This is a genomic window from Rathayibacter sp. Leaf299, assembly GCF_001423055.1.
In the GTDB taxonomy this organism is placed as follows: Bacteria; Actinomycetota; Actinomycetes; order Actinomycetales; family Microbacteriaceae; genus Rathayibacter; species Rathayibacter caricis.
This window is the reverse complement of sequence record NZ_LMNT01000001.1, coordinates 827,131-851,776: the sequence shown is the minus strand read 5'-3', so window position 1 is coordinate 851,776 and position 24,646 is coordinate 827,131. Positions and strand designations below refer to the sequence as shown.

Below are 24,646 nucleotides of genomic sequence, written 5' to 3'. Positions count from 1 at the left end.
CATCAGCGTCCTGAGTCGGTCGCGGCGGGTTCGCCCCTCGCTCCCAGCACAGCGAGTGGACCATCTGGCCGCCGACGAGAGCCCAGCCTTCCGGATGCGCCTCGTAGACCCGGAAGAGCGAATGCCAGGCTTCCGCTTGGGCGGGAGTCGCAGCAGGGGCGACGACGGTCAAGCGGGAGCCTTCCGGAGCAGTTCGGCGACGCGGGAGCGCTCGCGCACACCCTCGTGTCGGGCGAGGTCGACGAGAAGTAGACCGAGGGGCAACGGAGACGGCGGCTTCTCGTCGGTGATGTGAAGGAGGACATTGGGACGATCGGAGGGGCGCAGCAAGTACTCCCGACGCAGCGCATCGACGTCGGCCTCGGCGACTCGAGCTTCGAGCTGACCCGCAGCTGCGATCTCGGCACGCGGATCGCTGAAACCGGTCTTGACGAGGCGCTGATCTTTCGACAGGTCGGCGAGATCGCTCGGGGCGACCTGGAGCTTGAGGGCCGATCTCTCATGCACCCATGCCCCGAGAATGCGGTCCGGCTCCGGGCTGTGGAGAAGAGCATTGCGATAGCCGCGGAGGCGAGCGTTCTCAGAGGCGGACAGCACTCCAGGCTGCTCGCCGGAGAGGACGGCGAGAAGGCCGGCCCGCATGCGCGCGCTCAAGGGCCGGCTCGGCGCCGGGCGATGCGCGGATGCCTGGTCGATGAGCCACTGCCCCCCCACTTGTCGGGCAGGGAGTCGGCCTCGTTCGATGAGCGCGCGGACTCGGCGTGGAGACACCTTCTCGCGTTCGGCGAACTCAGAAACACTTTCCTCAGCCATATACAGAAGTGTACCGACATCGGAATAGATGTGTCGAGGTGGGCTGAGATTCAGGACGCCGCAGACCTTCCGTGATGCCTTCTGAGCGGAGGGCCTCTCGATCGCGTGGCCGAAGTCGCCCGTCGACGGCGAAGAGGCGAGCCTCGACAGCTCAGTTCTGCGGGAAGCCCAGGTTGATGCCGCCGTGCGACGGGTCGAGCCAGCGCGAGGTGATCGCCTTCTGCTGCGTGAAGAAGCGCACGCCCTCCGCGCCGTGGGCCTTCGTGTCGCCGAACAGCGACGACTTCCAGCCGCCGAACGAGAACGTCGCCACCGGAACCGGGATCGGCACGTTGATGCCGATCATCCCCACCTCGACCTCGTTCTGGAAGCGGCGGGCCGCCCCTCCGTCGTTCGTGAAGATCGCCGTGCCGTTGCCGAACGCGCCCGCGTTGATCAGCGCCACGCCCTCCTCGTACGACTGCACACGCACGATCGACAGCACCGGCCCGAAGATCTCCTCCGTGTACGCCCGCGACGTCGTCGGCACCTTGTCCAGCAGCGTCGGGCCCAGCCAGAACCCGTTGGCGTCGCCATCGACGTCGATGCCACGACCGTCCACGACCACCTCGGCCCCGTCCTCCTCCGCGATCGCGATGTACGACGCGACCTTGTCGCGGTGCACCTCGGTGACCAGCGGACCCATGTCGCAGCCGCGACGCCCGTCGCCGATGCGCAGCTGCGACGCCCGGTCCTGGATCTTCGAGATCAGCTCGTCGGCCACGGGCTCGACGGCGACCACGACCGAGATCGCCATGCACCGCTCGCCCGCGGAGCCGAAGCCGGCGTTGATGGCGGAGTCGGCCACGAGATCGAGATCCGCGTCCGGCAGCACCAGCATGTGGTTCTTCGCACCACCCAGCGCCTGCACCCGCTTGCCGTGCTTGGTGCCGGTCTCGTAAACGTACTGCGCGATCGGAGTGGATCCCACGAACGAGATCGAGCGCACATCGGGGTGCTCCAGCAGCCCGTCCACCGCGACCTTGTCGCCGTTCAGCACGGTGTACACGCCGTCGGGCAGGCCGGCCTCCTTCCAGAGCGCTCCGAGCCAGATCGCCGCCGACGGGTCCTTCTCGGACGGCTTCACGACGACCGTGTTGCCCGCCGCGATCGCGATGGGGAAGAACCACATCGGCACCATGGCCGGGAAGTTGAACGGCGAGATGATCCCGACGACGCCCAGCGGCTGCTTCGTCGAGTACACGTCGACGCCCGTCGACACCTGCTCCGAGTACTCGCCCTTCAGATGGTGCGCCAGGGTCGTGGCGAACTCGACGACCTCCTGACCGCGCGTGATCTCGCCCATCGCGTCCGAGACGACCTTGCCGTGCTCCGACGTGATGATCTCGGCCAGCTCGCCCTTCTTCGACTCCAGCAGCTCGCGGAACCGGAACAGGATCTGCTGCCGCTTCGCCAGCGACGTGTCGCGCCAGGCGGGGAAGGCCGCCTTGGCGGAGGCGACGGCCGCGTCGATCTCGGCGGCGTCGGCGAGCGCCACCTCGCGGCTCACGACTCCCAGCGCCGGGTCGTAGACGGGCGCGGTCCGGCCGGACGAGGAGGCGGAGGGCGCCCCGTCGATCCAGTGGCCGACGATGGACAGCTCGGTGCGGGACTCGGCGAGGCTCATGGGGTCGAGCGTAGGGACCGCGCCCCTCGACGGAGTGACGGATTCGTCCAGACGACCCCCGGCCGACTGGACGGACCCGCTACTCCGCAGTCACCTCGAAGCGCGCCAGAGCCGCCGTGATGTTGTCGTGCCCGCCCTGCGCGTTGGCCCACGCGACGAGCGCCTCGGCGAGCGTCACCGGATCGCTCCCGACGCGCTGCTCGGCGTCGTGCAGCACCCCGGCGAGGTCCTCGGCGGGCGAGGCGTAGTTCCACAGTCCGTCCGAGCACGCGAGCACCCAGCCGGGCTCGTCGAGCACCGTGGTCGACAGCCGCGGCTCCTCGTCGTGCGCGTCGGCACCGAGCCAGCGCGTGATCGCGTGGGCGTCCGGCGAGGTCTCGGCCTCGGCGCGGCTCATCCCGGACGCGATCTGCTCCTGGGCCCACGAGTCGTCGACGGTGAGCTGCCGCGGGGCTCCCGCGTCGGGGAGCCAGTAGCAGCGGCTGTCGCCGACGTTCCCGGTGACCAGCAGCGACCCCTCGAGGGTCGCAGCCGTGAACGTGCACGACGGCGGGTTGTCGCGCTTCTCCGGCACGGCCGCGTCGATCGCTCCGGAGGCGCGCGCCGTCGCCATCTGCAGCAGCGCCCCCCAGCGCTCGGCACCGCGGGCCCCGCCGCCGACCTCGGCCTGCAGCGCGCTCAGGGCGGCACGGGCCGCGGCGAGGGACGCGGTGTCGGAGTCGGGGGTCGACGAGACGCCGTCGCAGACGACGAGGAGCGCCGTGCGCAGGGCGCCGTCCTCGGCCGCCACCGCGCCGATCGCCATCGCGTCCTCGTTGGCCGCGTGCCGGATCCCGCGGTCGCAGACGCCTCCGACGAGCGGATGCGGCGCCTCGGCCCAGTGCTCGCGCTCGGTCGGCGCCCGCTGGCCGCACTGCTCGCAGTAGCCGTCGTCGGCGACCGCTCCTCCGCAGAAGACGCAGGCGGCGCGGGTGCCCTCGACGGCGGCGGGCGGCGCGGGCGCGGCGGCCGCGACGATCAGCGTCGCTCCGCACGCCTCGCAGAAGGCGTCGCCGGCCGTGACCGGCTCGCCGCAGACGGGGCACGGAGTGGACAGCTCTCCCGCGCTCACGTCATCGTCCAGCGGCGCACCGCGTTCGCCTTGTCGACCAGCTCGAGCCGCTGCTCGCGCTCCCGGGTGGACGCGGCGAGCGCCCGGTAGGACGCCTCGAGTCCGTCGCGGATCGCCGGCTCGGTCGCCTCCACCGTGCCGAGCATCGCCCCCTCGGCGGGTCCGTCGCGCCGCACCAGCTCCAGCGCCGACTCCAGCACCCCGGTGGTCAGCTCGAGGCGGGTGCGCGGGTCGATCGCGAGCGAGTCGACGCTCGACAGCGCCGCCGAGAGCGAGGGCAGTCCGCGGCCCGACTCGGCGAGCAGCTCGGCCCGGCGCCGGCGGGCGTCGAGGAACGAGGAGCGGGTCGGGGTGACGATGTCGAGCGCGTCGAGTGCTCCGTCGAGGTCGCCGCGCTCCTGCCGCACCCGGGCGAGCCCGAAGGCGGCGGGGGCCGTGTAGTTCGCGTCCGAGCGTGCGCAGATCACGTAGAGCGACTCCGCCACCTCGGGCTCGCCGCTCGACTCGCACGCCGCCGCGAGCGCCAGCTTCGGCGCCAGCTCGCCGGGCACCTGCCCGTACACGGTGTTGAAGGAGGCGCGGGCGCCGAGGTGGTCGCCGTGCGCGAGCTGCGCGAGACCGCTCATCCACACGGCCCGCCACTCCCACGGGTCCTCCGCCAGGATCTCGCCCGTCGCGCGCGACACCTCGTCCCACCGCTCGGCCTCGATCGCGGCACGGGCACGGGCGAGCCGCACCTCGACGGTCACGGTCGGAGCGAGTGCGAGCGCGCGCAGGCGCACGATCGGGTCGGCGACGTTCACCCCCGCGAGCCACGCCTTCGCAGCGTCGGACTCGTCGATCTTCAGCAGCGGCAGCGCGTCCCAGGGCAGCGGGCGGTCGACCACGTCGGCGACCGGTGCCTCGAAGAGCGCCGACTCGGTCGAGTGCAGCGACGGGTGCCCGGGTCCGCGGTCGGTCGCGACCACCTCGCGGAGGACCCCCAGCAGCTGCCCGCGCATCTCGTCGACCGTCGCGAACCGGTCCTGCGGATCCGGCGCGCACGCCTTCGCGACGAGCCGGTAGAAGGAGTCGTATCGCTGGAACAGCGGCGTCTCGGACACCGGCGGGAGGGACGCGACGTAGGTCGTCTGGTTCCCGCGGAAGTCCAGCACCAGCGAGGCGAGCGTGCGTCCGATCGTGTACACGTCGGACGCGATCGACGGGCCGACCTCGGGCACCTCCGGCGCCTGGTAGCCGACGGTGCCGTAGATCGCGGAGGCGTCGTCGTCGGCGCGGCGCACCCCGCCGAGGTCGATCAGCTTCACCTGGTCGCCGACCTGGATCATGTTGTCGGGCTTGAAGTCGCAGTAGAGCAGTCCGTGGTCGTGCAGGTACGCGAAGGCGGGCATCACCTCGAGCACGAACGCGAGCGCCTGGTCGACGGGCAGCGGATCGGCGCTGCCGCCGTTCGCCTCCAGCCGCTCCTTGAGGATCTGCTTGAGGCTCGGGCCGCCGACGTACTCCATCACGATGTAGCCGGCGCCCTCGTGCAGCACGAAGTTGTAGATCTCGACGATCAGCGGATGCTCGACCTCGGCGAGGAACTGCCGCTCCGTGACGGCCGCGGCGTACGCGTCCGGGTCGCCCGAGTTGAGCAGGCCCTTCAGCACCACCCAGCGCCCCGAGACGTTGCGGTCGCGCGCGAGGTAGATCCAGCCGAGTCCGCCGTAGGCGAGGCAGCCGACGACCTCGTACTGCCCGCCGACCACGTCGCCCTTCTGCAGCTGCGGGGTGAACGAGAACGGGGTGCGGCAGTTGGGGCAGAAGCCCTCGGTGCGGCCCGGCTTGCCGTCGCGGCCGCGGCCCACGGCTGTGCCGCAGTTCGAGCAGAAGCGCTTGCGCTCGGGGAGCACCGCCTCCGTCATCAGCGCGGCCATCGGATCGGCTGCGGGACGCGAGGGCACGGTGGTCAAGCCGGCGCCCAGCCGCGGTCCGCGCAGGCGGGTGGAGGTGGTGCCGACACGGCGGGTCACCTTGGAGCCGGTCTGCGCGGTGCGGGCGGAGCCGAGCGCGGCGGTCGCGAGGCGGGCGGAGGAGGTGCGTCCGCTGCGCGCGGTCGCCGCCTCCTCGATGCTCGATCCGACGGGGGCGGAGGCGTTCGGGGAGCCCTCGACGAACCCGGTGCCGAAGGCGGCGGACGCGGTGGCGGGAGCCGCAGTCGGCGCCGCGCGTCGTGCGGTCGGCGCCGATGCGGCCGGACCCGCGCCGCCTTCCGCGGGCGGGGATCCGCAGACGTTGCAGTAGCCGTCCTCGATCGTCCCGGTGCAGCCCGGAGTCGCGGTGCAGGGTTCGCCGTTCATGGGGTGGCCTTCCGGTGGTGCGGCAGATCTCGGGTGACGACGTCGTACTGCTCGACGAAGTGCCGGGCGAGCGGGACGGAGCAGGGCACCGCCTCCAGCGCGGCGCGCACCTCCTCCTCGGCGGCGCGGCCCACGGCGGTGGCGGCGCGGCCGTTCGCGGCGGCGCGCTCGCGGAGCGCCCGCAGCCGGAAGCTGAGCGCGGCCCGCTCGCGCAGCGGAGACGTGTAGGCCGCCTCGACGGCGTCGAACGCCCGCCCGACCGCGGTGAGGCGGCCGAGGTACTCGTCCAGCCCGTCGCGGTCCGCGGGCGCTTCGCCGAGGCGCGAGACGTCGGGCACGGCGAGTCGGGGCGGATCCGCGATCTCGCGCCGGCAGCGCGCGACCAGTTCCCGGAGCGGCGTCTCGCGGCGCTCGGCGGCCTCGGCCAGCTCGCGGGCGCGCTGCCGGTCGCGCTCGAGCCCGCGGCGCTGCGACGCGGCGATGATCAGGTCGCGCTCGAGGCGGGCGGAGTCGCTCTCGAGCTGTCCGAGCGGACCGGACACGTCCGCGCCCCTGCCCGCCTTCTCGACCAGCGCGTCCAGGCGCGAGCGCAGCACGGCGACGCGCTGCGCGGCGGGACGGTCGACCACTCCGCGCGCGTCCTGCGTGAGGTCGCGGCAGCGCTCGATCTCGGCGCGGACGCCCACGATGCGTCCCGCGGTGTCGGTGCCGCTCGGGTCGAGCTCGAGTCGCGACTTCAGCTGCCCCACGACCGCGTCGCAGAGGCGCACGGCCTCGACGAGCGAGACCGCCGCACTCCCGCCGCGCCCGCTCGCCGCGTCGAGGCGTCCCCAGATGAGCTGCGACATCCGCTCCCGGGCGACGGAGTCGACCCGTCCCGAGTCCCAGACGGTCTCGAGCTCGGCGAGCCGCCGGGTGACCGATTCGCGCAGCGACTGGGCGAGCACGATGTCGGAGGTGTAGCTGTCGGCCTGCGGGGACGCGAGCGCCGCCGCATCCAACCGGGTCAGCTCACGGCCCGTGCGGTCCAGCCAGCGGGTCAGCTGCGCCAGGTACTCGAAGAGCTCGCGCTGCGGGATCGCCTCGCCCAGGCGGCCCGGCGCGACCGGGGTGCCCTCCGCGACTGGGGCGCCCGTCGTCATCGCCCGTAGACCGGCTCGGGCGGCGCGGCCTCGCCGAGCTCGCCCAGCCAGCGGTCGTAGATGCTCTGCCAGCGGCCGTCCGAGCGGAGGGAGTCGAGCGCGCCGTTCACGAAGCGCACGAAGTCGACGTCGTCGGCCGCCATGCCCAGGCCGTACGGCTCGGAGCTCAGCGGCTCGCCGATGACCTTCGCGTAGGGGTCCTGCGCGACGAAGCCCGCGAGGATCGTGTCGTCGCCCGCGATCGCGTCGACGGATCCCTCCTGGAACAGCGCGAGGCACTGCGTGTGCGTGTCGGCGGCCACCGCCTCCACTCCCGGGTACTCGTTCTCGAGCCGGCTGAGCGTCGTGGTCGCGCGCGGGGCGCAGACCTGCTGCGTCTCGTCGGCCGCCTCGAGCTCCTGGATGCTCGTCGCGTCGCTGCTCGCCGAGACCAGCAGCTTCAGTCCCGCGCCGTAGTACTCGGAGGAGAACGCGATCGTGCTCCAGCGGTCGCAGGTCATGGTCAGCGTGCGGGCCACCAGGTCGACCTGGGGCGCGCCCTCACCGCCCGTGAGCGCGGGGAGGCGCTGCGCCGAGGTGATCACGACGTACGTGATCGCGTCGGGGCGGCCGAGGATCGCGCGGGCGATCTCGCGGGCGATGTCGATGTCGAAGCCCTCGATCGTGCCGGTGAGCGGGTTGCGCGCGCTCATCAGGAGGGTGTCGGCCGAGACGCCGACCCGGAGCGACCCGCGGTCGCGGATCTCGGTCAGGGTCGCGCTGTCGGTGACGCCCGTGGGGGCGTAGGAGGTGGTGGCCGACGGCGTGCAGTCCGTGGTCGGCGGCGAGGCGGTCGTGGTCGGCGCGGGAGTGGCGGTCTCGGCCGGCGCCGACACGAGCGTGCCGAGGTCGTCGGCTCCCGTGGTGCAGCCCGAGACGGCGAGGACCGCCGCCGTGACGAGGGCGAGGGCCGCGGTGCGGATCCGGTTCATCGGTACTCCTCCAGTCGCTGCGAGACGCCCCGCCAGGCGAGGACGGCCCCCACGAGCCCCGCGGCCAGAAGGACCCACGAGGTGAGCGAGGAGATCGAGCTCCACTCCCCCAGCGTCGAGGACGCGGTGGCGGCATCGGTGCGGACGGTCTCGCGGGCGTCGGCCTGGAACGCGGTGAACGCGGCGTTGGCCGAGCCGTCCCCGGTGGCGACGGCGAGGGCGACGGCGTCGTCCCACCGCCCCTCGTCGTCGGCCTGGCGGATGCCCTCGTGCAGGGTCAGCCAGGACTGCAGCTCGCCGAGCAGCGACCCGTCGACGATCCCGCTCCCGATGCCCCGCTGGAGCTGGCGCTCGGCCTCGGTCGCCGCCTCCTGGAAGTCGGCCTCGAGGGCCGCTCCCGAGCCGCGCTTGATCAGGGTGAAGCTCTCGAGCGACTTCGCGTCGGTCGCGGCGGTGAGCGCCTGCGAGACGGCGAGGGTCGCGCGGTAGCTCTCGGAGCGCACCGTCGCGGCGTTCGAGGCCGCGACTCCGTAGACTCCGGTGCCGGCGATGCCGAGCAGCAGGAGCAGCCCCGTCGCGGTCGCGAGCGGCCGGTTGAGGTAGCGGTGCGTGCGCCGCGCGAGCGCGATCTGCGCGGCGATCAGCACCAGCAGCATCACGAGGGAGCCGATCATCAGCAGGACGCTGAAGCGGACCGTGTCGTAGGCGCTCGCGACCCGGTCGGCGCCCTGCGCGACGAGCGACTCGAGATCCTCCAGGATCCCGTCGTCGGCGTCGGTCAGCTGCGCCGACGCCTGATCGAGGTAGGCCGAGCCCACCGGGAAGCCCTGGCGGTTGTTGGCCCGGGCCTGCTCGACGAGGCCGCTGTAGACGGCGACCTTCGTGGCGACGGTCGCGAGCAGCGGCGCGTCGGCCGGCTCGGCCGCGGCGAGGTCGGTCAGCTGCGACGAGGCCGCGGCGAGGCTGTCGGAGTAGCGCTGCCGCTGCTCCGCCGGCTCCAGACCGCCCACCAGGAACGTGTTGGCGGCGACGGCGTTGGCGTCGACCAGGAGGTTCCGGACCTCCTGGACGCCGACGAGCTGCGCCGACTGCGCCCGGGCCTCGGCGGCCGCGCGGGCCTGCAGCGCCCCGGTCTGCTGGGCGAAGAGCCCGAACAGCACGGCGGCGAGCGCGGTGAGGACCAGGAGCGTGCGGAACAGGCGCGGAGTGGTGGAGGTGGCGCGGACGAGGAGCGACGGCTTCTTCGTGGCGGGGTGGTTCGCGATCTGCACGAGCGGCGGCGCCGGAGCCTGCTGCGGGGGCGCGGCGGCGGGGCGGGCGGCGGGCGCGGTGCTCATGCGGTCTCCTCCGTCGGCGGGGCGTCGAGTGCGGGAGTCTCCTCCGCGGCCTCCGCGCTCTCGGTGATGTCCTCGGGCTGCAGGATCCGCAGGTCGTCGAGCGTCGGCTCCTCCACGTCGCGCAGGCGCCAGGCGTGGCGCGCGATGGCGGCGTCGAGCACGTTGCGCACCCAGCGGCCGTTGCCGAACGCCTCGGTGCGCTGCTGCGCGGAGGCGAGCTCGGCGAAGGCGGCGACCGCCTCCTCCGTCGGCTCGAAATCGGCCGAGGCTGCCAGGCGCGCGAAGATCGCCGACAGCTCGTCGTCGGTGTAGTCGGCGAAGTCGATCGTGGTCGAGAAGCGGCTCGCGAGGCCGGGGTTGGTGTCGAGGAAGCCCTGCATGGGCCCGGAGTAGCCCGCCACGATGACGACGAGGTCGCCGCGGTGGTCCTCCATGTCCTTCACCAGGGTCGTGACCGCCTCGGCGCCGTACTGGTCGAGCGCGAGCGCGTAGGCCTCGTCGATGAAGAGCACGCCGCCGCGGGCCGACGCGATGACCTCGGCGGTCTTGGTGGCCGTCTGCCCCAGGTAGCCGGCGACCAGCTCCGAGCGGTCGACCTCGATGAGCACGCCCTTCGAGAGGATGCCGAGCGAGCGGTAGATGCGCGAGACGAGGCGGGCGACGGTGGTCTTGCCCGTGCCGGGGTTGCCGGTGAAGACGAGGTGGCGCGTGAGGGTCGGAGTGGACAGCCCGGCCGCCTGCCGCAGCGTGTCGATCCGGAGCAGCTGCGTCTGCCGCTTGATCTCGCTCTTCACCCGGTCGAGGCCGATCAGGGCGTCGAGCTCGGCCATGAGGTCGTCGATCGACTCGGGCGGAGGGAGCTCCTCGGGCTCCTCCTGGGCGGCGGGGGACGCGGAGGGGGCGGCCGCGGTCGGTCCGCCCGGCTCGTCCTGCGGCCCGTCGTGCTCGGTCCGGCGCAGGCGCGCGAGGATCTCGTCGACTCCGGGGACGCCCTGCGGGAGCAGGTCGGGGGCGGGGAAGAGGGAGTCGGCCGGTGCGGCGGGTGCGGCCGGTGCGCGGGGAGCGCGGGGAGCCTCCCGCTGCGGGATCGCCCCGAGCTGGGCCGCGGCGGTCGCGGACGCCGAGGCGATGCCTCCGATGCCGGGGTCGCCGAGCGCGCTGGCGGCCGAGACGACCTCGGTGAGCGCCCGCGCATAGGCGGGTGCGTGGTCGGATCCGGCGCGCACGAGGGCGGCGAGGTGGTCGGTGGGGCCGCTGCGCCAGCGGCGGGCGCTCGAGGCGGCGGTGAAGAAGGACTCGAGCCCGCCGGACGTGCCGGTCGCCTCGAGCCAGTCGGGGCCGGCTCCGGTGATCGACTCGGCGACGGCGGCCGCGAGGCGGGCGCCCTCGTCCCGCACGGCGGCGTCGTCGAGTCCGGCCGCGGAGCCGGCGAGCACGAGGGCGTCGAGCGCCGGGGCGAGCGCGGTCACGAGGCGCTCGGCGGGGTCAGCGGGCCGTTCTGCTGCGGACCGGCCGGCGCGCTCGAGCTGCCGCCCACCGGACCGCCCTCGAGCGAGTTGCCGCCGAGCGACGACTCCGCGAACTTGTCGGCCAGGAACTGCCCGTGCGCGATGAGCGCCGACGCGTCCTGACGCGAGACGGCGTCCGAGATGCGGTCGAGCGTCCCTCCCAGGATGTCGAGCTGGTCGGTCAGGATCATCAGCGAGGTCTTCCCCTTGTGGACGGCGCGACGGTCGGCGAAGTCGCGGGGCAGGCGGAGGTAGCCCTCCACCGCCTCCGGCAGGTAGCTGGTGGCGGTCGCGACGACGGTGTGGCCCTGCTGGCTCATGCCGCCGAGGCGGTCGAGCCGGGGCACCATCTCGCGCACGGTCTCGTCGATCCGGCGGATGCGCGCCGCGACGAAGGGAGCGACGCGCCCCTCCGTCTCGGCCTTCACCCGGTCGAGCGCGGCGAGGATGTCGTCGCTCGTCGGCGCGGCCGGGAGCGCCGGGGCCGTCTCCGCGGGCGCCGGATCGGAGCCGCCGAACAGGCGCGACAGCCAGCCCATCCCGTCCCCTAGCGGCCGAGATCGAGCGAGGACGTCGCGTCGATGTCGGCGTTGCTGCGGCGGGCCCGCTCCACGTACTCGCCGGCCTTCGCGGTCTCGGTCTGCAGCACGCCCACCGTCTGGGCCATGCTGTCCAGCGCCTTGATCTTGAAGTCCGAGATCGAGTCCATCGTCTGGTAGATGTTCGCGAACGCGGCCTGCAGCTGCGGCAGGCCGACGGTCGCCGACGCCGCCTGCGACTGGATGTTCGCGGACTGCTCGGCGAGCATCCGCGACGTCGCCTCGATCATGTTCGAGGTGGTCGTGTTCAGCGCCGTGATCTGGTCGAGCACGAGCCGCTGGTTGGCGAGGGCCTGCGCCACGATGACCGCGGTGCGCAGCGCCGACACGGTGGTCGTGGTCGCGCGGTCGACGCCCTTGATCAGCTCGACGTTGTTCTTGATCACGACGTCGATCGCGAGGTAGCCCTGGATCGACACGGCCAACTGGGTCAGCAGGTCCTGGTGCTTCTGGCGCGCGTAGAAGAGGACGTCCTCGCGCAGCGCACGGGCGCGGTCGGGGTCGGTCGCGTCGAGCTCGGCGATCTTGGCCGACAGCTTCACGTCGAGGCGCTCGGCGACGTAGATGTACTCGTTGAGACGCGTCATCGTCTCCCAGAGGTGCTGCTTCTCGAGGTTGAGCGCGGCGTTGTCCTTGCGGAGCTCGTCCTGCCCGTCGTAGAGCGCCTGGATGATGGCGTTCAGGTGGGTCTGCGCGCTCTCGTAGCGGCGGAAGTAGTCGGTGATCTTGTTGCCGAACGGGATGAAGCCGAGGATCTTCTTCTGCACGTTGTCCTCGGACGGATCGAGGTCCTCGACGGTGCGGCGCAGCTCCAGCAGCGTCTTGCCGATGGTGGAGCCCTCGCTGAGGCCGCCCTCCTGCAGGGCGCGCACCGGCGCCTTGAGCAGGCGGTTCGACGAGTCGGCGGCCGAGCGGATGTCGGCGTCGCCCATCGTGCGGATGTCGTTCGCCTTCGCCGCGAACTCGGGGCTGCGCGCCTCCGACTGCAGGAGCGACGCGAGGTAGCCGTCGACCTTCGCCTCGAGGCCGGGCAGCGCCTGCTCCGGCACCTTCGGCGCGATGGAGGGCGCCGAGGTCGTGGGCACCGCGGCGACGGGCTCAGGCGGAGTGAGCGACAGAGCGTTCTGGACGGGCGGCTGCAGGGCCTCGGTCATCGGGGGATCCTCACCGTTCCTGGCGCGCGGCGCCGACTCTGGTTGAACGTCCGGTCAGCATATCCGAGGGCACCGGGCGGGAGCCTGTGCGCCGGCTGTCGCGGTGCGGGTGGTTCGCAGCACGGAGGTCCACCATGGGCGGGTGCCTGCCCTCGAACCCCTGACCCGCTCCGCTCCCCCGCTCGGCGGGCCGCGGATCCTCCGCCAGCGCTGGACCGAGGCGGCTTTCCTGCACTGGCGGGTCGACGCGTCGCTCGTGGCGCCGCACCTGCCCCGCGGCACCCGACCGGACGAGCACGACGGCTCCTCCTGGGTCGGCCTCATCCCCTTCCGCCTCTCGCGCACGGCGTTCCTCGGCGGGCCGAGGGTGCCCTGGCTCGGCACGTTCCCCGAGGTGAACGTGCGCCTCTACTCCGTCGACGAGCAGGGCCGCCGCGGAGTCGTCTTCGTCTCGCTCGACGCCTCCCACCTGCTCCCGGTGCTCACCGCGCAGGCCGTGTTCGGGCTGCCCTACCGGTGGGCCCGGATGAGCATCGAGCACCGCCACGGCGCGGTGGTTTACGAGACGTCGCGGATCGGGCGGCCGGAGGCGCGGTCGCGGATCGTCGTGCGGCCCACGCCGGGGTCGTCGGCGGCGGAGGATCCGCTCGCGTCGTTCCTGACCTCGCGCTGGGCGTACCACGAGACGCACCTGGGCTCGACCTGGTACGGACGGAACCTGCACCGGCCGTGGCCGCTGCAGCGGGCCGAGCTGCTGGCGCTGGACGACGGGCTGCTCGAGCAGGCGGGATTCCCGGGGCTCGCGGGGCGGGCTCCGGACTCGGTGCTGTACTCGCCGGGCGTCGAGACGGTGTTCACGGTGCCGCGGCGGGTGCGGTAGAGCGACGGGCCGTACCGCTCCGGTCGGTGCGGAGACGGCCGTCCCTCCCCCGCTGATCAACCCGCCCGCGCTCCTCTGAGGGATCGAGTAGCCCGTGCCCCTCTTGCCGATCGAGCAGCCCGCTCCTTCCTGCTGATAGACAGCCCGCGCTCCTTCTTGCTGATCGAGTAGCCCGCGCAGCGGGCGTATCGAGATCCACGTCCACCAGCAGCCCCACCTCCGACCCTTCCCTGGCGCGTTCCGCCGCCTCGTGGCGCAATTGTGGCTGTGGTGTCGGTGGTCGCTGGTGTCATCCTCGTATGGTTCTTCTGGATGTCGAAGCAAGGCCGGCGGGCGGTGGTCCGAGCGTGCGCGAGTGCTTCGACGACGCCCTCGTCGCCGCCGTCGGAGCCGCCTGCGCGGTCGACGCGTTCCGCGCCCGCGCCGAAGCGCAACGGGCCGAGCTGATCGAACTCGCGCGCCACACCGCGGTGACCCTCCCGAACGCCCTCGTCGATCCCCGCGTGCAGGCGCACGTCGAACGCGAAGAGGCCGCGATGCGCGCCCTCGTCGCCGAGATCGCAACCGGGATGCGGATCTCCGAATCCCTCGCCGGCATCCTCGTCGAGGAGAGCCGGATGCTCGTCAACGAGCTGCCCGAGACGCTCACCGCCCTCCGCGAGGCCGCGATCGCACCCGAGCACGCCCGCGCGATCATCCGAGCCGCGCTCGATCTCCCAGTCGACGTGCGCGGCCGCTTCGACGACGCCGCCGCAGCCCTCGCCCGCGACTGCACGCCTCCCCAACTCCGCCGCCGTCTGCGCTCCCTGCGCGAACGCCTGCACCCGGAGTCCCTCACCGACCGGCACACGCGGTGCGCCGCCCGCCGCGGCGTCTGGCTCGACGGCGACCTCGACGGCATGGCCACCCTCCGCCTCCACCTCCCCGCCCCGGAAGCGCACGGAGCCTTCGACCGCATCGACCGAACCGTCCGCAGCCTGCACGAGAACCCCGACGAGGAACGGACCCTCGGGCAGTTGCGCGCCGACGTCGCCGCCGCACTACTGCTCGACGGCGAGACCGTGCCGAGCTCCGACGCTTCGCAGCCGATGACGGCGATCCTGCGGGGAATCCGCCCGCAGGTCTCCGTCACCGTTCCCGTCCTGACCCTCCTCGGACGCTCCGACGAACCCGGCATCCTCGACGGCTACGGCCCCATCGACCCCGCCACCGCCCGGCGCCTGGCCGCCGACGCGCCGTCCTTCACCCGCATCCTCACCCATCCCGAGACCGGGGCGGTCCTCTCCGTCGGGCGCACCACCTACCGCGTCCCCGCCGACCTGCGCCGGGCCCTCGCACACCGCGACGTCACATGCCGGTTCCCCGGCTGCACCCGGTCCGCCCGCGACAGCGACGTCGACCACACGGTCGAATGGCAGCACGACGGACCCACCGACGCCGACAACCTCGCCCACCTCTGCCGCCACCACCACCGACTCCGCCACACCACCACCTGGCAGGTCCGACACAGACCAGGCGGCGTCCTCGAGTGGACCAGCCCCACCGGACGACACCACACCACCGCACCNCACCGACTCCGCCACACCACCACCTGGCAGGTCCGACACAGACCAGGCGGCGTCCTCGAGTGGACCAGCCCCACCGGACGACACCACACCACCGCACCCGAACCACCGGAGCCGCCGGAACGGCTCTTCGGAGGTGCGTCGGAGTGGCGGCGCGACAGCGATCCCCCTCCGTTCTGAGTTGCAGGGGATGCACGGCGGGATGTCGCCGACGGAGGAGGCGCATCGGTGACGATGGTCTGAGGGGACGGCGCGGGGACGCCGGTGGGACGACAGCTGGATGACGACGGGGGAACGATGATCAGCGAGCACACCGTCCACGAGCGCGACGGGGCCGACGCCGAACCGGCGAGGAACGGAACGGCGACCGACGAGGCAGCGAGGAACGGAGCGCCGACGAACGAGGCAGCGAGGAACGGAACGGCGACGAACGAGGCAGCGAGGAACGGAGCGGCGACGGACGAGGCCGCGACGGGCGGAGCGGCGGCGGACGAAGCCGCGAACGACGACCTCGTCGACGTCGAGCTGGAGGGGTGGGCGATGACCTGCTGCGGGGAGCCGTTCGCGGTCGGCGACAGGGTGACCTGGACGCTGATCGCGCTCGAGCCTCGGAGCCCGGGGGTCCGCCCGAGGTTCCTGGAGGAGCACCACGGGCCGACGAGGCCCGCTCGACCGGTGGCGGGCGTGGTCCGCGGGCTGGTCGGACGCACGGTCCTCGGCGCACGGCTCGCGATCGGCGAGGGAGTCCTCGTTCCGGACCGGAGTCGGCGGCGCGTGCAGCGGCTCGACGGCTGGGACGGCACTCGCGGCGGGATCGACCTGACGGCGGTCCTCGAGATCGACGACCGCACGGACCTCCCCGAGTACGAGGCGCTGCGGGAGGCCGTGCGCGAATCGCCTCCTCCGCCGCCGGCCGAGGTGATCGCTGCGCTCCACGAGCGGCTGGCGCGGCTGCACCACGACCACGGGGCGCGACTGCGCATCCGCTCTCTTCACGGGGGACGGAAGGCGAGCCTGCTGCCCGAGGCGGAGGGCGCCCGTCCGGCGCACTGGAGTGTCGGTCCGACGTCGGTGTCCGTGAACCTCGGCGACCGGCGCTTCCTGCTGCCGGCCGACGCCGACGGCGTCGCCGAGGTGGACCGGATCCTCGACGCGATCGTGCGGGGCGACGTCGCGCAAGGGGGTCTCACCCCGCCTCTCGCCCGGAGTAACGTGCCGTCCTCCCCCTGGTGACGGCGCCGGGCCGACGACGACAGCGCGAGCACGACGACAGCGCGAACGACCCCACAGCGGAGGACGACACGAGCATGACGGCAGACAGCACGAGCGACACCATCACCACGACGCACCGCACCCGCACCACCGCGGTGCTCTTCGACATCGACGGCACGCTCGTCGACTCGAACTTCCTGCACATCGAGGCGTGGGCGCGCGCGTTCTGGCAGTGCGACCTCGAGGTGCCGGCCTGGCGCATCCAGCGCGCGATCGGCGCCGACTCGTCCGAGCTGATCGGCTCGCTGACCGACGACGACGTCGACGAGCAGACCCGCACGCAGCTGAAGACGCTGCACGCGAAGAACTACGCCGAGCTCGGACCCCGACTCGTGCTGCTCCCCGGGGCGCGCGAGCTGGTGCGGGCGATCGCCGAGCGGAGCGCGCGCGTGGTCCTCGCGACGTCGGCACCGCAGGAGGAGCTGGACCTCCTCCTGCGCGTGCTCGATCTGGGCGACGCAGTGCACGCGGTCACCAGCGGGGAGGACGTGGACACGGCGAAGCCCGACCCCGGAATCATCGCGATCGCGCTCGAGCGCGCGGAGGTCGGGCCCGATGACGCGATCATGATCGGCGACGCCTCGTGGGACGTGCTCGCGGCCGAGAAGGCCGGACTCGCGACGGTCGCCGTCCTCTCGGGCGGCACCGGCGAGCACGAGCTGCGCGACGCGGGCGCTGTCGCGGTGTACGACGACGCCGCCGCGATCCTGTCGGACCTCGACGGCGGGCCGGTGGCGAGCCTGCTGCGCTGACGCCGGAACGCGCGCAGCAGGCCGCAGCTACTCCCGAGGACGTCGGCGCAGCACCAGCATCGTGACTCCGACGGCGAGGGCGACCGCAGCGAGCGCCCCGCCGATCCACAGCACGTCGCCGATCGGCACGGCGTCGGCTCCCGAGGGGGCGGCGTCACCGGAACCGTCGGCCGAGCCGGACTCGGCCGACGCGGACTCCCCCGAGACGTCGACGGTGCCGTTGCAGTCCGGCACCGACTCCGAGCCCTCCGCGAGGGCGACGCCCGCGGCGGGCTGCCAGTCGAACGAGTACTGGCCCGATACCGGGTGTCCGTCGGTCGAGACGACCTGCCAGGTCACCTCGTACGCGCCGGCCGCACCGAGCTCGAGCGGCATCGACGCCTCGGGGCCGAGGACGGTGACGCAGCCGTCTCCGTAGTACAGGCCGTCGGGTCCGGTGACGCGCAGGCCGGCGGCACGACCGTCGTCGCCCAGCACGAGCAGGTCGTCGTTGGTCGTGACGGCCAGGGTGCCGGGCTGCTCGGTGAGCGTCGCGTCCGCCGCGGGAGTGCTCGAGACGAGGTAGTTGTGAGCGCTGGCGGGCGCCGCCACGACGACCGAGCCGGCGAGGCCGAGCAGGATCGCCGCGGCGGCGACGCCGGAGCTGCGATGCAGGGTCACGCGGAGGCCTTCGGTCCGCGACGGCGCGAGGCGAGCGCGACCGCGACTCCGACGGCGCCGACGACGAGGCCGCCGACGCCGAGGACGCGGGCGACGACGTCGGCGCCACCGGCGGAGCTCGTCGAGGAGGCGGTGGTCGCGGCGGCGGTCTCCTCCTCCTCATGAGAAGCGGAGCCGGCGCCGTGGTGGCCCTCGCCCTCCTCCGCGGCGGTCACGGTCACGACAGGCGCGGGCAGCTCCGGCTCGTCCTCGCCCTCGACGGTCCGCTGGTCCCAGGCGGTCGAGCCGGTCTCGCAGGTCTGCAGCACCGGGAACGCGAGGCTCTCGCCCTCCGCATCCTCGGGGAGCTGGAGCTGCAGCGAGACGGTGTCGCGGTAGCCGTCGGCGAGCGGGGTCTTCGCGGTGTAGACGACATCGGCGACGCGCTCGGTGACCGAGGCGCCGTGCGAGTCCGTGATCGGCTCGGCGAGGGCGACCTCGTTCTTCACGACCTCCCAGTTGGGGTTCACGGTCGGGCTGACCGAGTTGATCCCGTCCGGGATGGTGATGGTGAGGCCGGTGGTCGGCGAGCCCTCGCAGCCGTGGGCGAGCGAGAACGTGACGACCGTGTAGGCGCCGGCCGCCGTGGTGCTGGCGGTGGCGCTCACGTGCGCGCTCGCCGCGGTGGGTGCGGCGAGCGCGAGGGCGACGGAGCCGGCGGCGACGAGGGCGCCGCTGCCGACGAGGCGGAGGCGCTGCGAAGGGCGGCCGGAAGAGGAACGGGCAGCGGAGGAACGGGCAGCGGAGGAACGGGTGGTCGAGGTCATGGTGACGAGTCCTTGAAGGGGGCCGGCGGTCGCCGGGCATCCGGAAGCGCAGCGCGGTCGTGCGGTGCGCGCGTGGACGCCGACCGGCACGCGTTCCGGAGCGGAGCGGTGTCAGGCGGCGTGCAGGACGCGCAGCGGCGGTCCGCGGTGCCGCAGGTGCGTGAGCGCGGCGTCGAGCGGGTGCGGCGAGCGCGGCTCCGGAGCGCCGTGCACGGCGACGGAGGGACCGACCGGCCCGAGCAGGAGCGCCCCCGCACGGACGACGAACCGCACGACGACGCGGGCGAGCTGCTCGCCGAGCGTCCAGAAGAGCGTCTCGCCGCGGCGCAGCGCGGCGATCGTGAGCACGCCGGCCACGAGGTGCGCCAGCGTCATGAGAGGAGAGTGCGCCGCATGCCCGCCGCCCGCGGCGACCAGCTCGACGGTGCCTCCGTCGTGGAAGTGCGCGCCGGTGGCGGTCGTCCCGACGACGCTGACGTCGCCCCCGCCGCTCGCGAGGAAGAGGACGTGGAACGCGAGCTGGCTGAGCAGCACCGAGAGCGAGAGGCGCAGCAGCGAGAGCCGGCGGCCGGCGAGGAAGACGCACACGACGGCGGCGAAGGCGCCCGCGAGGGCGAGGACGGCGGGAGTCGGAGCCGTCGCCCCGGCGAGGGTGTGCGACGCCGCGGCGACGGCGGTCGCGGCGACGGCGGCGGTGACGCCCCGTGCGACTCGCGCCCACCTGGTCTGCACGTCGGATCCCGTTCGTCGAGGCGGACCCGGAGGATCGCGCAGCTGCTCCCGGCGGATCGCACGGATCGCGCGCCGGCGCCCGCGAGCGCGGACCGACTCCAGGGTAATCGACGCGGCAGAGCACCGGCGGTTCGAGGAGGACCTGCACGGCGGCCGGTCGGCCCCGTTACGAAGCCGTTACCGAACTTCTCCGATCCGATCCAAACCCCCTCAGCCAGGGCTCCGAAGACATGTCAACGGCCGCGAAACGGTCCACACAGCACGAACCCCCTCTGCACGACCAGGACAACGGAGCCCCTCACCGGGACCGTCTCACGAAGGAGAAACACCATGCGAACCACCAAGCGCACCACTTTCGCCGCATTCGCCCTCATCAGCGTCGCGACGCTCGGCCTCACCGCCTGCTCCAGCGGCAGCGGCTCGACCACCGAGTCGACCGAGGACTCGATGTCGTCCTCCGCTCCCATGGAGACCACCACCCCCATGGAGACCGAGACCCCCATGGCGACCATGGACCCGGCCGCGAACCTCGTCGGACCCGGCTGCGCCGCCTACGCCGAGCAGGTCCCGGACGGCGCCGGCTCCGTCGCCGGCATGTCGCTCGACCCGGTCGCCACGGCCGCCTCGAACAACCCGCTCCTCAAGACCCTCACCGCTGCGGTCTCCGGTCAGCTCAACCCCGACGTCAACCTCGTCGACACGCTGAACGGCAGCGAGTTCACCGTCTTCGCCCCCGTCGATGACGCGTTCGCCAAGCTCGACGCCGCGACGCTCGCCACGCTGGCCACCCCCGAGGGCGCCGCGACGCTGTCGTCGGTCCTGACCTACCACGTCGTCCCCGGCCAGATCGCTCCCGCCGACATCGACGGCACGCAGACCACCGTCCAGGGCACCGACCTCACCGTCACCGGCTCCGGCGACGACATCAAGGTGAACGACGCGTCGGTCATCTGCGGTGGCGTCCAGACCGCCAACGCGACCGTGTACCTCATCGACACCGTCCTCATGCCGGCTGCGTAAGCAGTCGACCCGCGGTCACCGACCGCAGCAACGCCGAAGGGCGGGCACCGTGAGGTGTCCGCCCTTCGGCGTTGCCGCGTCCGCCTACTCGGCGGGAGCGCTGATCTCGGCGAGCACGCGGTCGCCCGGGAACGCCTGGACCATGTCGGCCTCGATCTCGGCGCGCTCGAGCAGCTCCTCCATGCGGTGGCGGCGGTTGCGCGTGATGAGCGTCACGACCGTGCCCTTCTTGCCCGCGCGGCCGGTGCGGCCCGAGCGGTGCAGGTACGTCTTGTACTCGTCGGGGGCGTCGGCCTGGATGACCAGGTCGATGTCGTCCACGTGGATGCCGCGCGCGGCGACGTCGGTCGCGACGAGCACGTCGACGCGGCCGCTGGTGAGCAGCGCGAGGTTGCGCGTGCGGCGCGACTGGTTGAGGTCGCCGTGCAGGCTGGTCGCCGGGATGTCCGCGTGCTCGAGCTGCTCGGCGAGCTGCTCGGCGAAGGCGCGGGTGCGGGCGAAGATCAGCGTCTTGCCCTCGCGCGCGGCGAGCTGCTCGATGATCTCGGCCTTGTCGCGGTGCTCGATGACCAGGACGCGGTGGTCGATCGTCGAGGACGCCTGGTCCTCGCCGGCGACCTCGTGCACGCTCGGCTCGACCAGGAACTCGTCGACGAGCGTCGCGACGCCCTTGTCGAGCGTGGCCGAGAAGAGCAGTCGCTGTCCGCCGGTCGCGGTGCGGCGGAGGATCCGCTGCACCGGCTCGAGGAAGCCGAGGTCGCACATGTGGTCGGCCTCGTCGAGGACCGTGATGGTCACCTTCGAGAGGTCGAGGCGGCCCTGCTCGACGAGGTCCTCGAGACGGCCCGGCGTCGCGATGACGATGTCGACTCCGCGCTGGAGGGCGCCGACCTGCTTGTACTGGGGGACGCCGCCGAAGATCGTCGTGGTGAAGAGGCCGACGGAGCGCGCGATGGGCTGCACGGTGCGGTCGATCTGCATCGCGAGCTCGCGGGTCGGGGCGAGGATGAGCGCGCGGGGGGCGCGGCCCTGCTTGCGGTCCTTGCCTCCGTTGTTCTCCATCAGACGCTCGACGACGGGAGCGCCGAAGGCGATGGTCTTGCCGGAGCCGGTCTTGCCGCGGCCGAGGACGTCCTTGCCGCGGAGCACCTCGGGGATCGTGGCGGCCTGGATCGGGAACGGCGCCGCCGCTCCCATCGAGGTCAGCTGGCGGACGATGTTGGCGCCCAGGCCGAGGTCGCCGAAGGACACGCCCTCGACATCGACCGCGAGGGTCGCGGTCGCTTCGAGGCGCTCGAGGACGACGTCGTCGACCTGGTGCGAGCCGCGGGTGTCGCGCGAGGGGTAGAAGTCGGAGGAGTCGCGGCGGGGGCCGCGGGCGCCGCCGGCGGAGCGGTCGGTGCGGTCGTACGAGGTGCGCGCCGGGCGGTCGGTGCGCTCGAAGGCGCGGGCGGCCGGACGGTCGCCGCGGTCGAACGAGCGGGCGGGGCGGTCGCTGCGCTCGGAGGAGCGGGCGGGGCGCTCGTCGCGGTCGTAGGAGCGGGCCGGGCGGTCGGTCCGATCGAACGAGCGGGCCGGACGGTCCGAGCGGTCGAAGGAGCGGGCGGGACGATCGCTGCGGTCGGCCGAGCGAGCCGGGCGGTCGTCGCGGTCGTAGGAACGGGTCGGGCGGTCGGTCCGGTCGAAGGAACGCGCCGGACGGTCGTTGCGGTCGAAGGAACGAGCGGGGCGGTCGCCGCGGTCGGCCGAGCGAGCCGGGCGGTCATCGCGGTCGTACGAGCGGGCCGGGCGGTCGGTCCGGTCGAAGGAGCGCGCGGGGCGATCATCGCGGTCGAACGAGCGGGCCGGGCGGTCGCTGCGCTTGGAGGAGCGCGCAGGGCGCTCGTCGCGGTCGTACGACCGGGCGGGGCGGTCGCTGCGCTCGAACGAGCGCGCCGGACGGTCGTTGCGGTCGAACGACCGCGCGGGGCGGTCGCTCCGGTCGAACGAGCGCACGGGGCGGTCGCCGCGGTCGGCCGAGCGCGCGGGGCGCTCGTCGCGGTCGTACGAGCGGGCGGGGCGCTCGCTGCTGCGCTCGTCGGCGCGGGCGGCGCGCTCGTCGGCGTTCCATCGCGCCTTCTTGGGCGCGTTCTCGTCGACGGGGCGGTAGCCGCGGTGGCCCTCGCTGCGCGCGCCGGGCTTGGTCGCGGGGAAGCGCGAACGGCCTCCGAGCTGCGACTTGCCGCTGGACGCGCCGAAGCGGTTGGGCTCGAAGTTCTTGGCGGGGCGTCCGCCGGCGGGCTTCTTGTTCTTGGGCATGGCTGTGTCTTCCTGGGTTCGGTTCTGCGTGGGCTCGGTGAGGAGCGGGCAGACGCACGCCGGAGGGCGCCCTCGTGGGGCGCGTCCGAACGCAGCCTGCTGGAACCCGGGCGAGTCTTTGACCGGGGCCGATTCACACACATGTGATGTCTCTCACGACGACTGTCGGAGATCCGGCCCGCTTGACTAACAAACCCATCCGCGCGCAGAGCGCACGGTGTCAAGAGCCGACCGCAGGAGTCTACACGCGCCCTCGCGGCCTGGCTAGGGCGGGGGCGACTCCCCCGCTAGGATGCCGCGCCCTTTCCCCTACTCCCGCGTCACGCCTCCGCCGTCGCGCGCCGCGCCCGGTACGCCGCCACGTTCGCCCGGTTGCCGCAGTTCCCCGTGTCGCAGTACCGCTTGGAGCGGTTGCGCGAGAAGTCGACGAGCACCGCCTCGCAGTCCTCCGCCGCGCAGATCCGGATGCGGTCGCGCTCGTCCCCGCGCACCACGTCGACGAAGGCCATCGCCGCCTCCACGACGATGCGGGTGGCGAGCGGGCTCTCGTCCCGCGTCGCGTGCAGGTGCCAGCCCCAGAGTCCGTGCCGCACGAGCTGCGGCAGCGCCCGGCCCTGCTCGAGCATCCCGTTGACCAGGGCCACGAGGTCCTCCTCGGCGCTCGTCAGCCAGAGCGAGCGGAGGGAGGAGCGGACGGAGCGGACGGCGTCGAGCTCCGCCGTCGAGTGCTCGCGGCTGCCCGTGTAGCGGTTGATGCGGAGGAAGTCGTCGAGCTGCTCGAGGGTCCCGAGCTCGTCCTCGCCCGTGTGCGAGAGCTCGGGCAGCGTGTTGACGAGGAAGGCCGTCGAGGTGAGGGAGGCCTCGACGTCATGAGCGAAAACCATGTTGACTCCTGACAGGGCGAGCCGGTACCGTCTGGACCACCGGATGCTGTCACGAGCATAACGAGTTTGACTCCTGAACCGGTCGGCCGAGACGAGGGACGCGCAGATGACCACCACGGCACCCCCGCGCCGGCTCGGCTCCGGCCTCGTGCTGGCCCTCGCCGCGGCCGCCGCCTTCGGACTGGGCGGCCCGTTCGTGAAGCCGCTCCTCGAAGCGGGCTGGACCCCCTCGGCCGCCGTGCTCTGGCGCGCGGGAGGCGCGGCGCTCGTCCTCGCGGTCCCCGCGGCGCTCTCCCTCCGCGGCAAGGCGCACGTGCTGCGCCGCAACCTCGGCACGATCGGGCTCTACGGAGTCTTCGCCGTCGTGGCCGCGCAGCTCTGCTTCTACAGCGCCATCGAGCACATGTCGGTCGGCATCGCCCTGCTGATCGAGTACCTGGCGCCCGTGTTCCTCGTCCTCTTCGCCTGGGCCCGCACCCGGAGGCACCCCGGCCGCTTCACGCTCGCCGGCTCGGCGCTCGCACTGGCCGGCCTGGTGCTGGTGCTCGATCTGTCGGGTGAGTCCACCCCCGAGCTGATCGGCATCGCGTGGGCGCTCACCGCGTCCCTCGGGCTCTGCGTCTACTACGTGATCGCCGGCCGCGTCGATCCGGAGCTGCCGCCGATCGCCCTGACCGCGGGGGCGATGACCGTCGGCGCCGCGATCCTGCTCCTGCTCGGGGTGACCGGCGTCACTCCGCTGCGCGCGACCTTCGGCGACGTGGTGTTCCTCGGGAACGAGGTCTCCTGGGCGGTGCCGGCCGCGGTGATCCTGGGCATGTCGACCGTGCTGGCGTACCTCCTCGGTATCCAGGGCGGCTCCCGACTCGGCACCCGGATCGCCTCGTTCGTCGGGCTGACCGAGGTCCTCTTCTCGATCGTCGCTGCGTGGGCGCTCCTGGGCGAGCTGCCCGCGCCGATCCAGTTCGCGGGCGGCGCGCTGATCCTCACCGGTGTCGTGCTCGTGCGGCTGCAGGCGGAGGAGCCGGCGCCGGTCGAGCCCGCGGCGCAGGAGCCGCCGGTCCCGGTCGCAAGCAGCTGACGCGGCCCGGCCGGTGCCGGCTTGGAGCAGCTGACGCGGCCGGGCACCCCCTG

General features: G+C 73.1%; 20 protein-coding genes and 1 pseudogene. 6 read left to right on the top strand and 15 right to left on the bottom strand.

Features of this window, described 5'->3' with window-relative positions; genetic code table 11:
- Positions 1 to 168: 168 nt before the first annotated feature.
- The 10 genes from ASF48_RS19260 to ASF48_RS03855 all read right to left on the bottom strand — a co-directional run bounded on the left by ASF48_RS19260 (position 169) and on the right by ASF48_RS03855 (position 12,643).
- Entirely contained in the window at positions 169 to 813 is a 645-nt protein-coding gene (locus tag ASF48_RS19260) for a helix-turn-helix domain-containing protein (RefSeq protein WP_157603037.1), read from the bottom strand.
- Positions 814 to 964: 151 nt separating this feature from the next.
- Entirely contained in the window at positions 965 to 2,479 is a 1,515-nt protein-coding gene (locus tag ASF48_RS03895) for a CoA-acylating methylmalonate-semialdehyde dehydrogenase (RefSeq protein ID WP_055786703.1), read from the bottom strand.
- Positions 2,480 to 2,558: 79 nt separating this feature from the next.
- Complete coding sequence (locus ASF48_RS03890) at positions 2,559 to 3,590, bottom strand: protein phosphatase 2C domain-containing protein (protein ID WP_055786699.1); 1,032 nt, start codon at positions 3,588 to 3,590, stop codon at positions 2,559 to 2,561.
- Positions 3,587 to 5,932 (bottom strand): serine/threonine-protein kinase, encoded by a 2,346-nt coding sequence (locus ASF48_RS03885; RefSeq protein ID WP_055786695.1) that lies wholly within the window; start codon positions 5,930 to 5,932, stop codon positions 3,587 to 3,589. Before ASF48_RS03885 ends, ASF48_RS03890 begins: the two co-directional genes overlap by 4 nt.
- Positions 5,929 to 7,074 carry a hypothetical protein gene (locus tag ASF48_RS03880; RefSeq protein WP_055786692.1) on the bottom strand — a complete coding sequence of 382 codons (1,146 nt, stop codon included), beginning with the start codon at positions 7,072 to 7,074 and terminating at the stop codon, positions 5,929 to 5,931. The genes ASF48_RS03885 and ASF48_RS03880 overlap by 4 nt, the downstream gene beginning before the upstream one ends.
- Entirely contained in the window at positions 7,071 to 8,045 is a 975-nt protein-coding gene (locus ASF48_RS03875; RefSeq protein WP_055786688.1) for a glutamate ABC transporter substrate-binding protein, read from the bottom strand. The genes ASF48_RS03880 and ASF48_RS03875 overlap by 4 nt, the downstream gene beginning before the upstream one ends.
- Positions 8,042 to 9,382 carry a hypothetical protein gene (locus tag ASF48_RS03870; protein WP_055786685.1) on the bottom strand — a complete coding sequence of 447 codons (1,341 nt, stop codon included), beginning with the start codon at positions 9,380 to 9,382 and terminating at the stop codon, positions 8,042 to 8,044. Before ASF48_RS03870 ends, ASF48_RS03875 begins: the two co-directional genes overlap by 4 nt.
- The gene (locus ASF48_RS03865) at positions 9,379 to 10,851 is read right to left on the bottom strand and encodes an AAA family ATPase (protein WP_055786682.1); all 1,473 of its coding nucleotides are present in this window, start codon (positions 10,849 to 10,851) and stop codon (positions 9,379 to 9,381) included. Before ASF48_RS03865 ends, ASF48_RS03870 begins: the two co-directional genes overlap by 4 nt.
- Positions 10,848 to 11,429 (bottom strand): hypothetical protein, encoded by a 582-nt coding sequence (locus ASF48_RS03860; RefSeq protein WP_055786679.1) that lies wholly within the window; start codon positions 11,427 to 11,429, stop codon positions 10,848 to 10,850. Before ASF48_RS03860 ends, ASF48_RS03865 begins: the two co-directional genes overlap by 4 nt.
- A gap of 8 nt (positions 11,430 to 11,437) precedes the next feature.
- Entirely contained in the window at positions 11,438 to 12,643 is a 1,206-nt protein-coding gene (locus ASF48_RS03855) for a toxic anion resistance protein (protein ID WP_055786676.1), read from the bottom strand.
- A 142-nt stretch (positions 12,644 to 12,785) separates the two neighbouring features.
- On the opposite strand from ASF48_RS03855, the gene ASF48_RS03850 reads away from it, so the two are divergent.
- The 4 genes and pseudogenes from ASF48_RS03850 (at position 12,786) to ASF48_RS03835 (ending at position 17,112) form a co-directional block, all read left to right on the top strand.
- Positions 12,786 to 13,523, top strand: coding sequence for a YqjF family protein (locus ASF48_RS03850; RefSeq protein ID WP_055786673.1), 738 nt, complete (start codon positions 12,786 to 12,788; stop codon positions 13,521 to 13,523).
- Positions 13,524 to 13,822: 299 nt separating this feature from the next.
- Positions 13,823 to 15,090: pseudogene (locus ASF48_RS20085) on the top strand (DUF222 domain-containing protein); the annotation flags it as partial.
- A gap of 295 nt (positions 15,091 to 15,385) precedes the next feature.
- The gene (locus ASF48_RS03840) at positions 15,386 to 16,321 is read left to right on the top strand and encodes a DUF6578 domain-containing protein (RefSeq protein ID WP_055786666.1); all 936 of its coding nucleotides are present in this window, start codon (positions 15,386 to 15,388) and stop codon (positions 16,319 to 16,321) included.
- 74 nt (positions 16,322 to 16,395) lie between these two features.
- Positions 16,396 to 17,112 (top strand): HAD family hydrolase, encoded by a 717-nt coding sequence (locus tag ASF48_RS03835; protein ID WP_055786664.1) that lies wholly within the window; start codon positions 16,396 to 16,398, stop codon positions 17,110 to 17,112.
- Between the two features lie 27 nt (positions 17,113 to 17,139).
- On the opposite strand, the gene ASF48_RS03830 is transcribed toward ASF48_RS03835, so the two are convergent.
- The 3 genes from ASF48_RS03830 to ASF48_RS03820 all read right to left on the bottom strand — a co-directional run bounded on the left by ASF48_RS03830 (position 17,140) and on the right by ASF48_RS03820 (position 19,310).
- Positions 17,140 to 17,772 (bottom strand): copper resistance CopC family protein, encoded by a 633-nt coding sequence (locus ASF48_RS03830; protein WP_055786661.1) that lies wholly within the window; start codon positions 17,770 to 17,772, stop codon positions 17,140 to 17,142.
- The gene (locus ASF48_RS03825) at positions 17,769 to 18,578 is read right to left on the bottom strand and encodes a YcnI family copper-binding membrane protein (RefSeq protein ID WP_082480965.1); all 810 of its coding nucleotides are present in this window, start codon (positions 18,576 to 18,578) and stop codon (positions 17,769 to 17,771) included. Before ASF48_RS03825 ends, ASF48_RS03830 begins: the two co-directional genes overlap by 4 nt.
- 111 nt (positions 18,579 to 18,689) lie before the next feature.
- On the bottom strand, positions 18,690 to 19,310 hold the full coding sequence (locus ASF48_RS03820) for a hypothetical protein (RefSeq protein ID WP_055786657.1): 621 nt from the start codon (positions 19,308 to 19,310) through the stop codon (positions 18,690 to 18,692).
- Between the two features lie 330 nt (positions 19,311 to 19,640).
- On the opposite strand from ASF48_RS03820, the gene ASF48_RS03815 reads away from it, so the two are divergent.
- Positions 19,641 to 20,330, top strand: coding sequence for a fasciclin domain-containing protein (locus tag ASF48_RS03815; RefSeq protein WP_055786654.1), 690 nt, complete (start codon positions 19,641 to 19,643; stop codon positions 20,328 to 20,330).
- An 84-nt stretch (positions 20,331 to 20,414) separates the two neighbouring features.
- Here the strand turns inward: ASF48_RS03815 and ASF48_RS03810 are convergent, their stop codons facing one another.
- Both ASF48_RS03810 and ASF48_RS03805 read right to left on the bottom strand, forming a co-directional pair.
- Positions 20,415 to 22,628 carry a DEAD/DEAH box helicase gene (locus ASF48_RS03810; RefSeq protein WP_055786651.1) on the bottom strand — a complete coding sequence of 738 codons (2,214 nt, stop codon included), beginning with the start codon at positions 22,626 to 22,628 and terminating at the stop codon, positions 20,415 to 20,417.
- Positions 22,629 to 22,948: 320 nt separating this feature from the next.
- Entirely contained in the window at positions 22,949 to 23,512 is a 564-nt protein-coding gene (locus tag ASF48_RS03805) for a CGNR zinc finger domain-containing protein (protein WP_055786648.1), read from the bottom strand.
- A gap of 106 nt (positions 23,513 to 23,618) precedes the next feature.
- On the opposite strand from ASF48_RS03805, the gene ASF48_RS03800 reads away from it, so the two are divergent.
- Positions 23,619 to 24,593 (top strand): EamA family transporter, encoded by a 975-nt coding sequence (locus ASF48_RS03800; protein ID WP_055786645.1) that lies wholly within the window; start codon positions 23,619 to 23,621, stop codon positions 24,591 to 24,593.
- The last annotated feature ends 53 nt before the right edge of the window (positions 24,594 to 24,646 follow it).

Coding starts and splice junctions, on each gene's coding strand:
- ASF48_RS03800 (WP_055786645.1), top strand. CDS start 23,619: ATGACCACCACGGCACCCCCGCGCCGGCTCGGCTCCGGCCTCGTGCTG.
- ASF48_RS03895 (WP_055786703.1), bottom strand. CDS start 2,479: ATGAGCCTCGCCGAGTCCCGCACCGAGCTGTCCATCGTCGGCCACTGG.
- ASF48_RS03870 (WP_055786685.1), bottom strand. CDS start 9,382: ATGAGCACCGCGCCCGCCGCCCGCCCCGCCGCCGCGCCCCCGCAGCAG.
- ASF48_RS03840 (WP_055786666.1), top strand. CDS start 15,386: ATGATCAGCGAGCACACCGTCCACGAGCGCGACGGGGCCGACGCCGAA.
- ASF48_RS03885 (WP_055786695.1), bottom strand. CDS start 5,932: ATGAACGGCGAACCCTGCACCGCGACTCCGGGCTGCACCGGGACGATC.
- ASF48_RS03875 (WP_055786688.1), bottom strand. CDS start 8,045: ATGAACCGGATCCGCACCGCGGCCCTCGCCCTCGTCACGGCGGCGGTC.
- ASF48_RS03815 (WP_055786654.1), top strand. CDS start 19,641: ATGCGAACCACCAAGCGCACCACTTTCGCCGCATTCGCCCTCATCAGC.
- ASF48_RS03855 (WP_055786676.1), bottom strand. CDS start 12,643: ATGACCGAGGCCCTGCAGCCGCCCGTCCAGAACGCTCTGTCGCTCACT.
- ASF48_RS19260 (WP_157603037.1), bottom strand. CDS start 813: ATGGCTGAGGAAAGTGTTTCTGAGTTCGCCGAACGCGAGAAGGTGTCT.
- ASF48_RS03825 (WP_082480965.1), bottom strand. CDS start 18,578: ATGACCTCGACCACCCGTTCCTCCGCTGCCCGTTCCTCCGCTGCCCGT.
- ASF48_RS03860 (WP_055786679.1), bottom strand. CDS start 11,429: ATGGGCTGGCTGTCGCGCCTGTTCGGCGGCTCCGATCCGGCGCCCGCG.
- ASF48_RS03835 (WP_055786664.1), top strand. CDS start 16,396: ATGACGGCAGACAGCACGAGCGACACCATCACCACGACGCACCGCACC.
- ASF48_RS03810 (WP_055786651.1), bottom strand. CDS start 22,628: ATGCCCAAGAACAAGAAGCCCGCCGGCGGACGCCCCGCCAAGAACTTC.
- ASF48_RS03880 (WP_055786692.1), bottom strand. CDS start 7,074: ATGACGACGGGCGCCCCAGTCGCGGAGGGCACCCCGGTCGCGCCGGGC.
- ASF48_RS03805 (WP_055786648.1), bottom strand. CDS start 23,512: ATGGTTTTCGCTCATGACGTCGAGGCCTCCCTCACCTCGACGGCCTTC.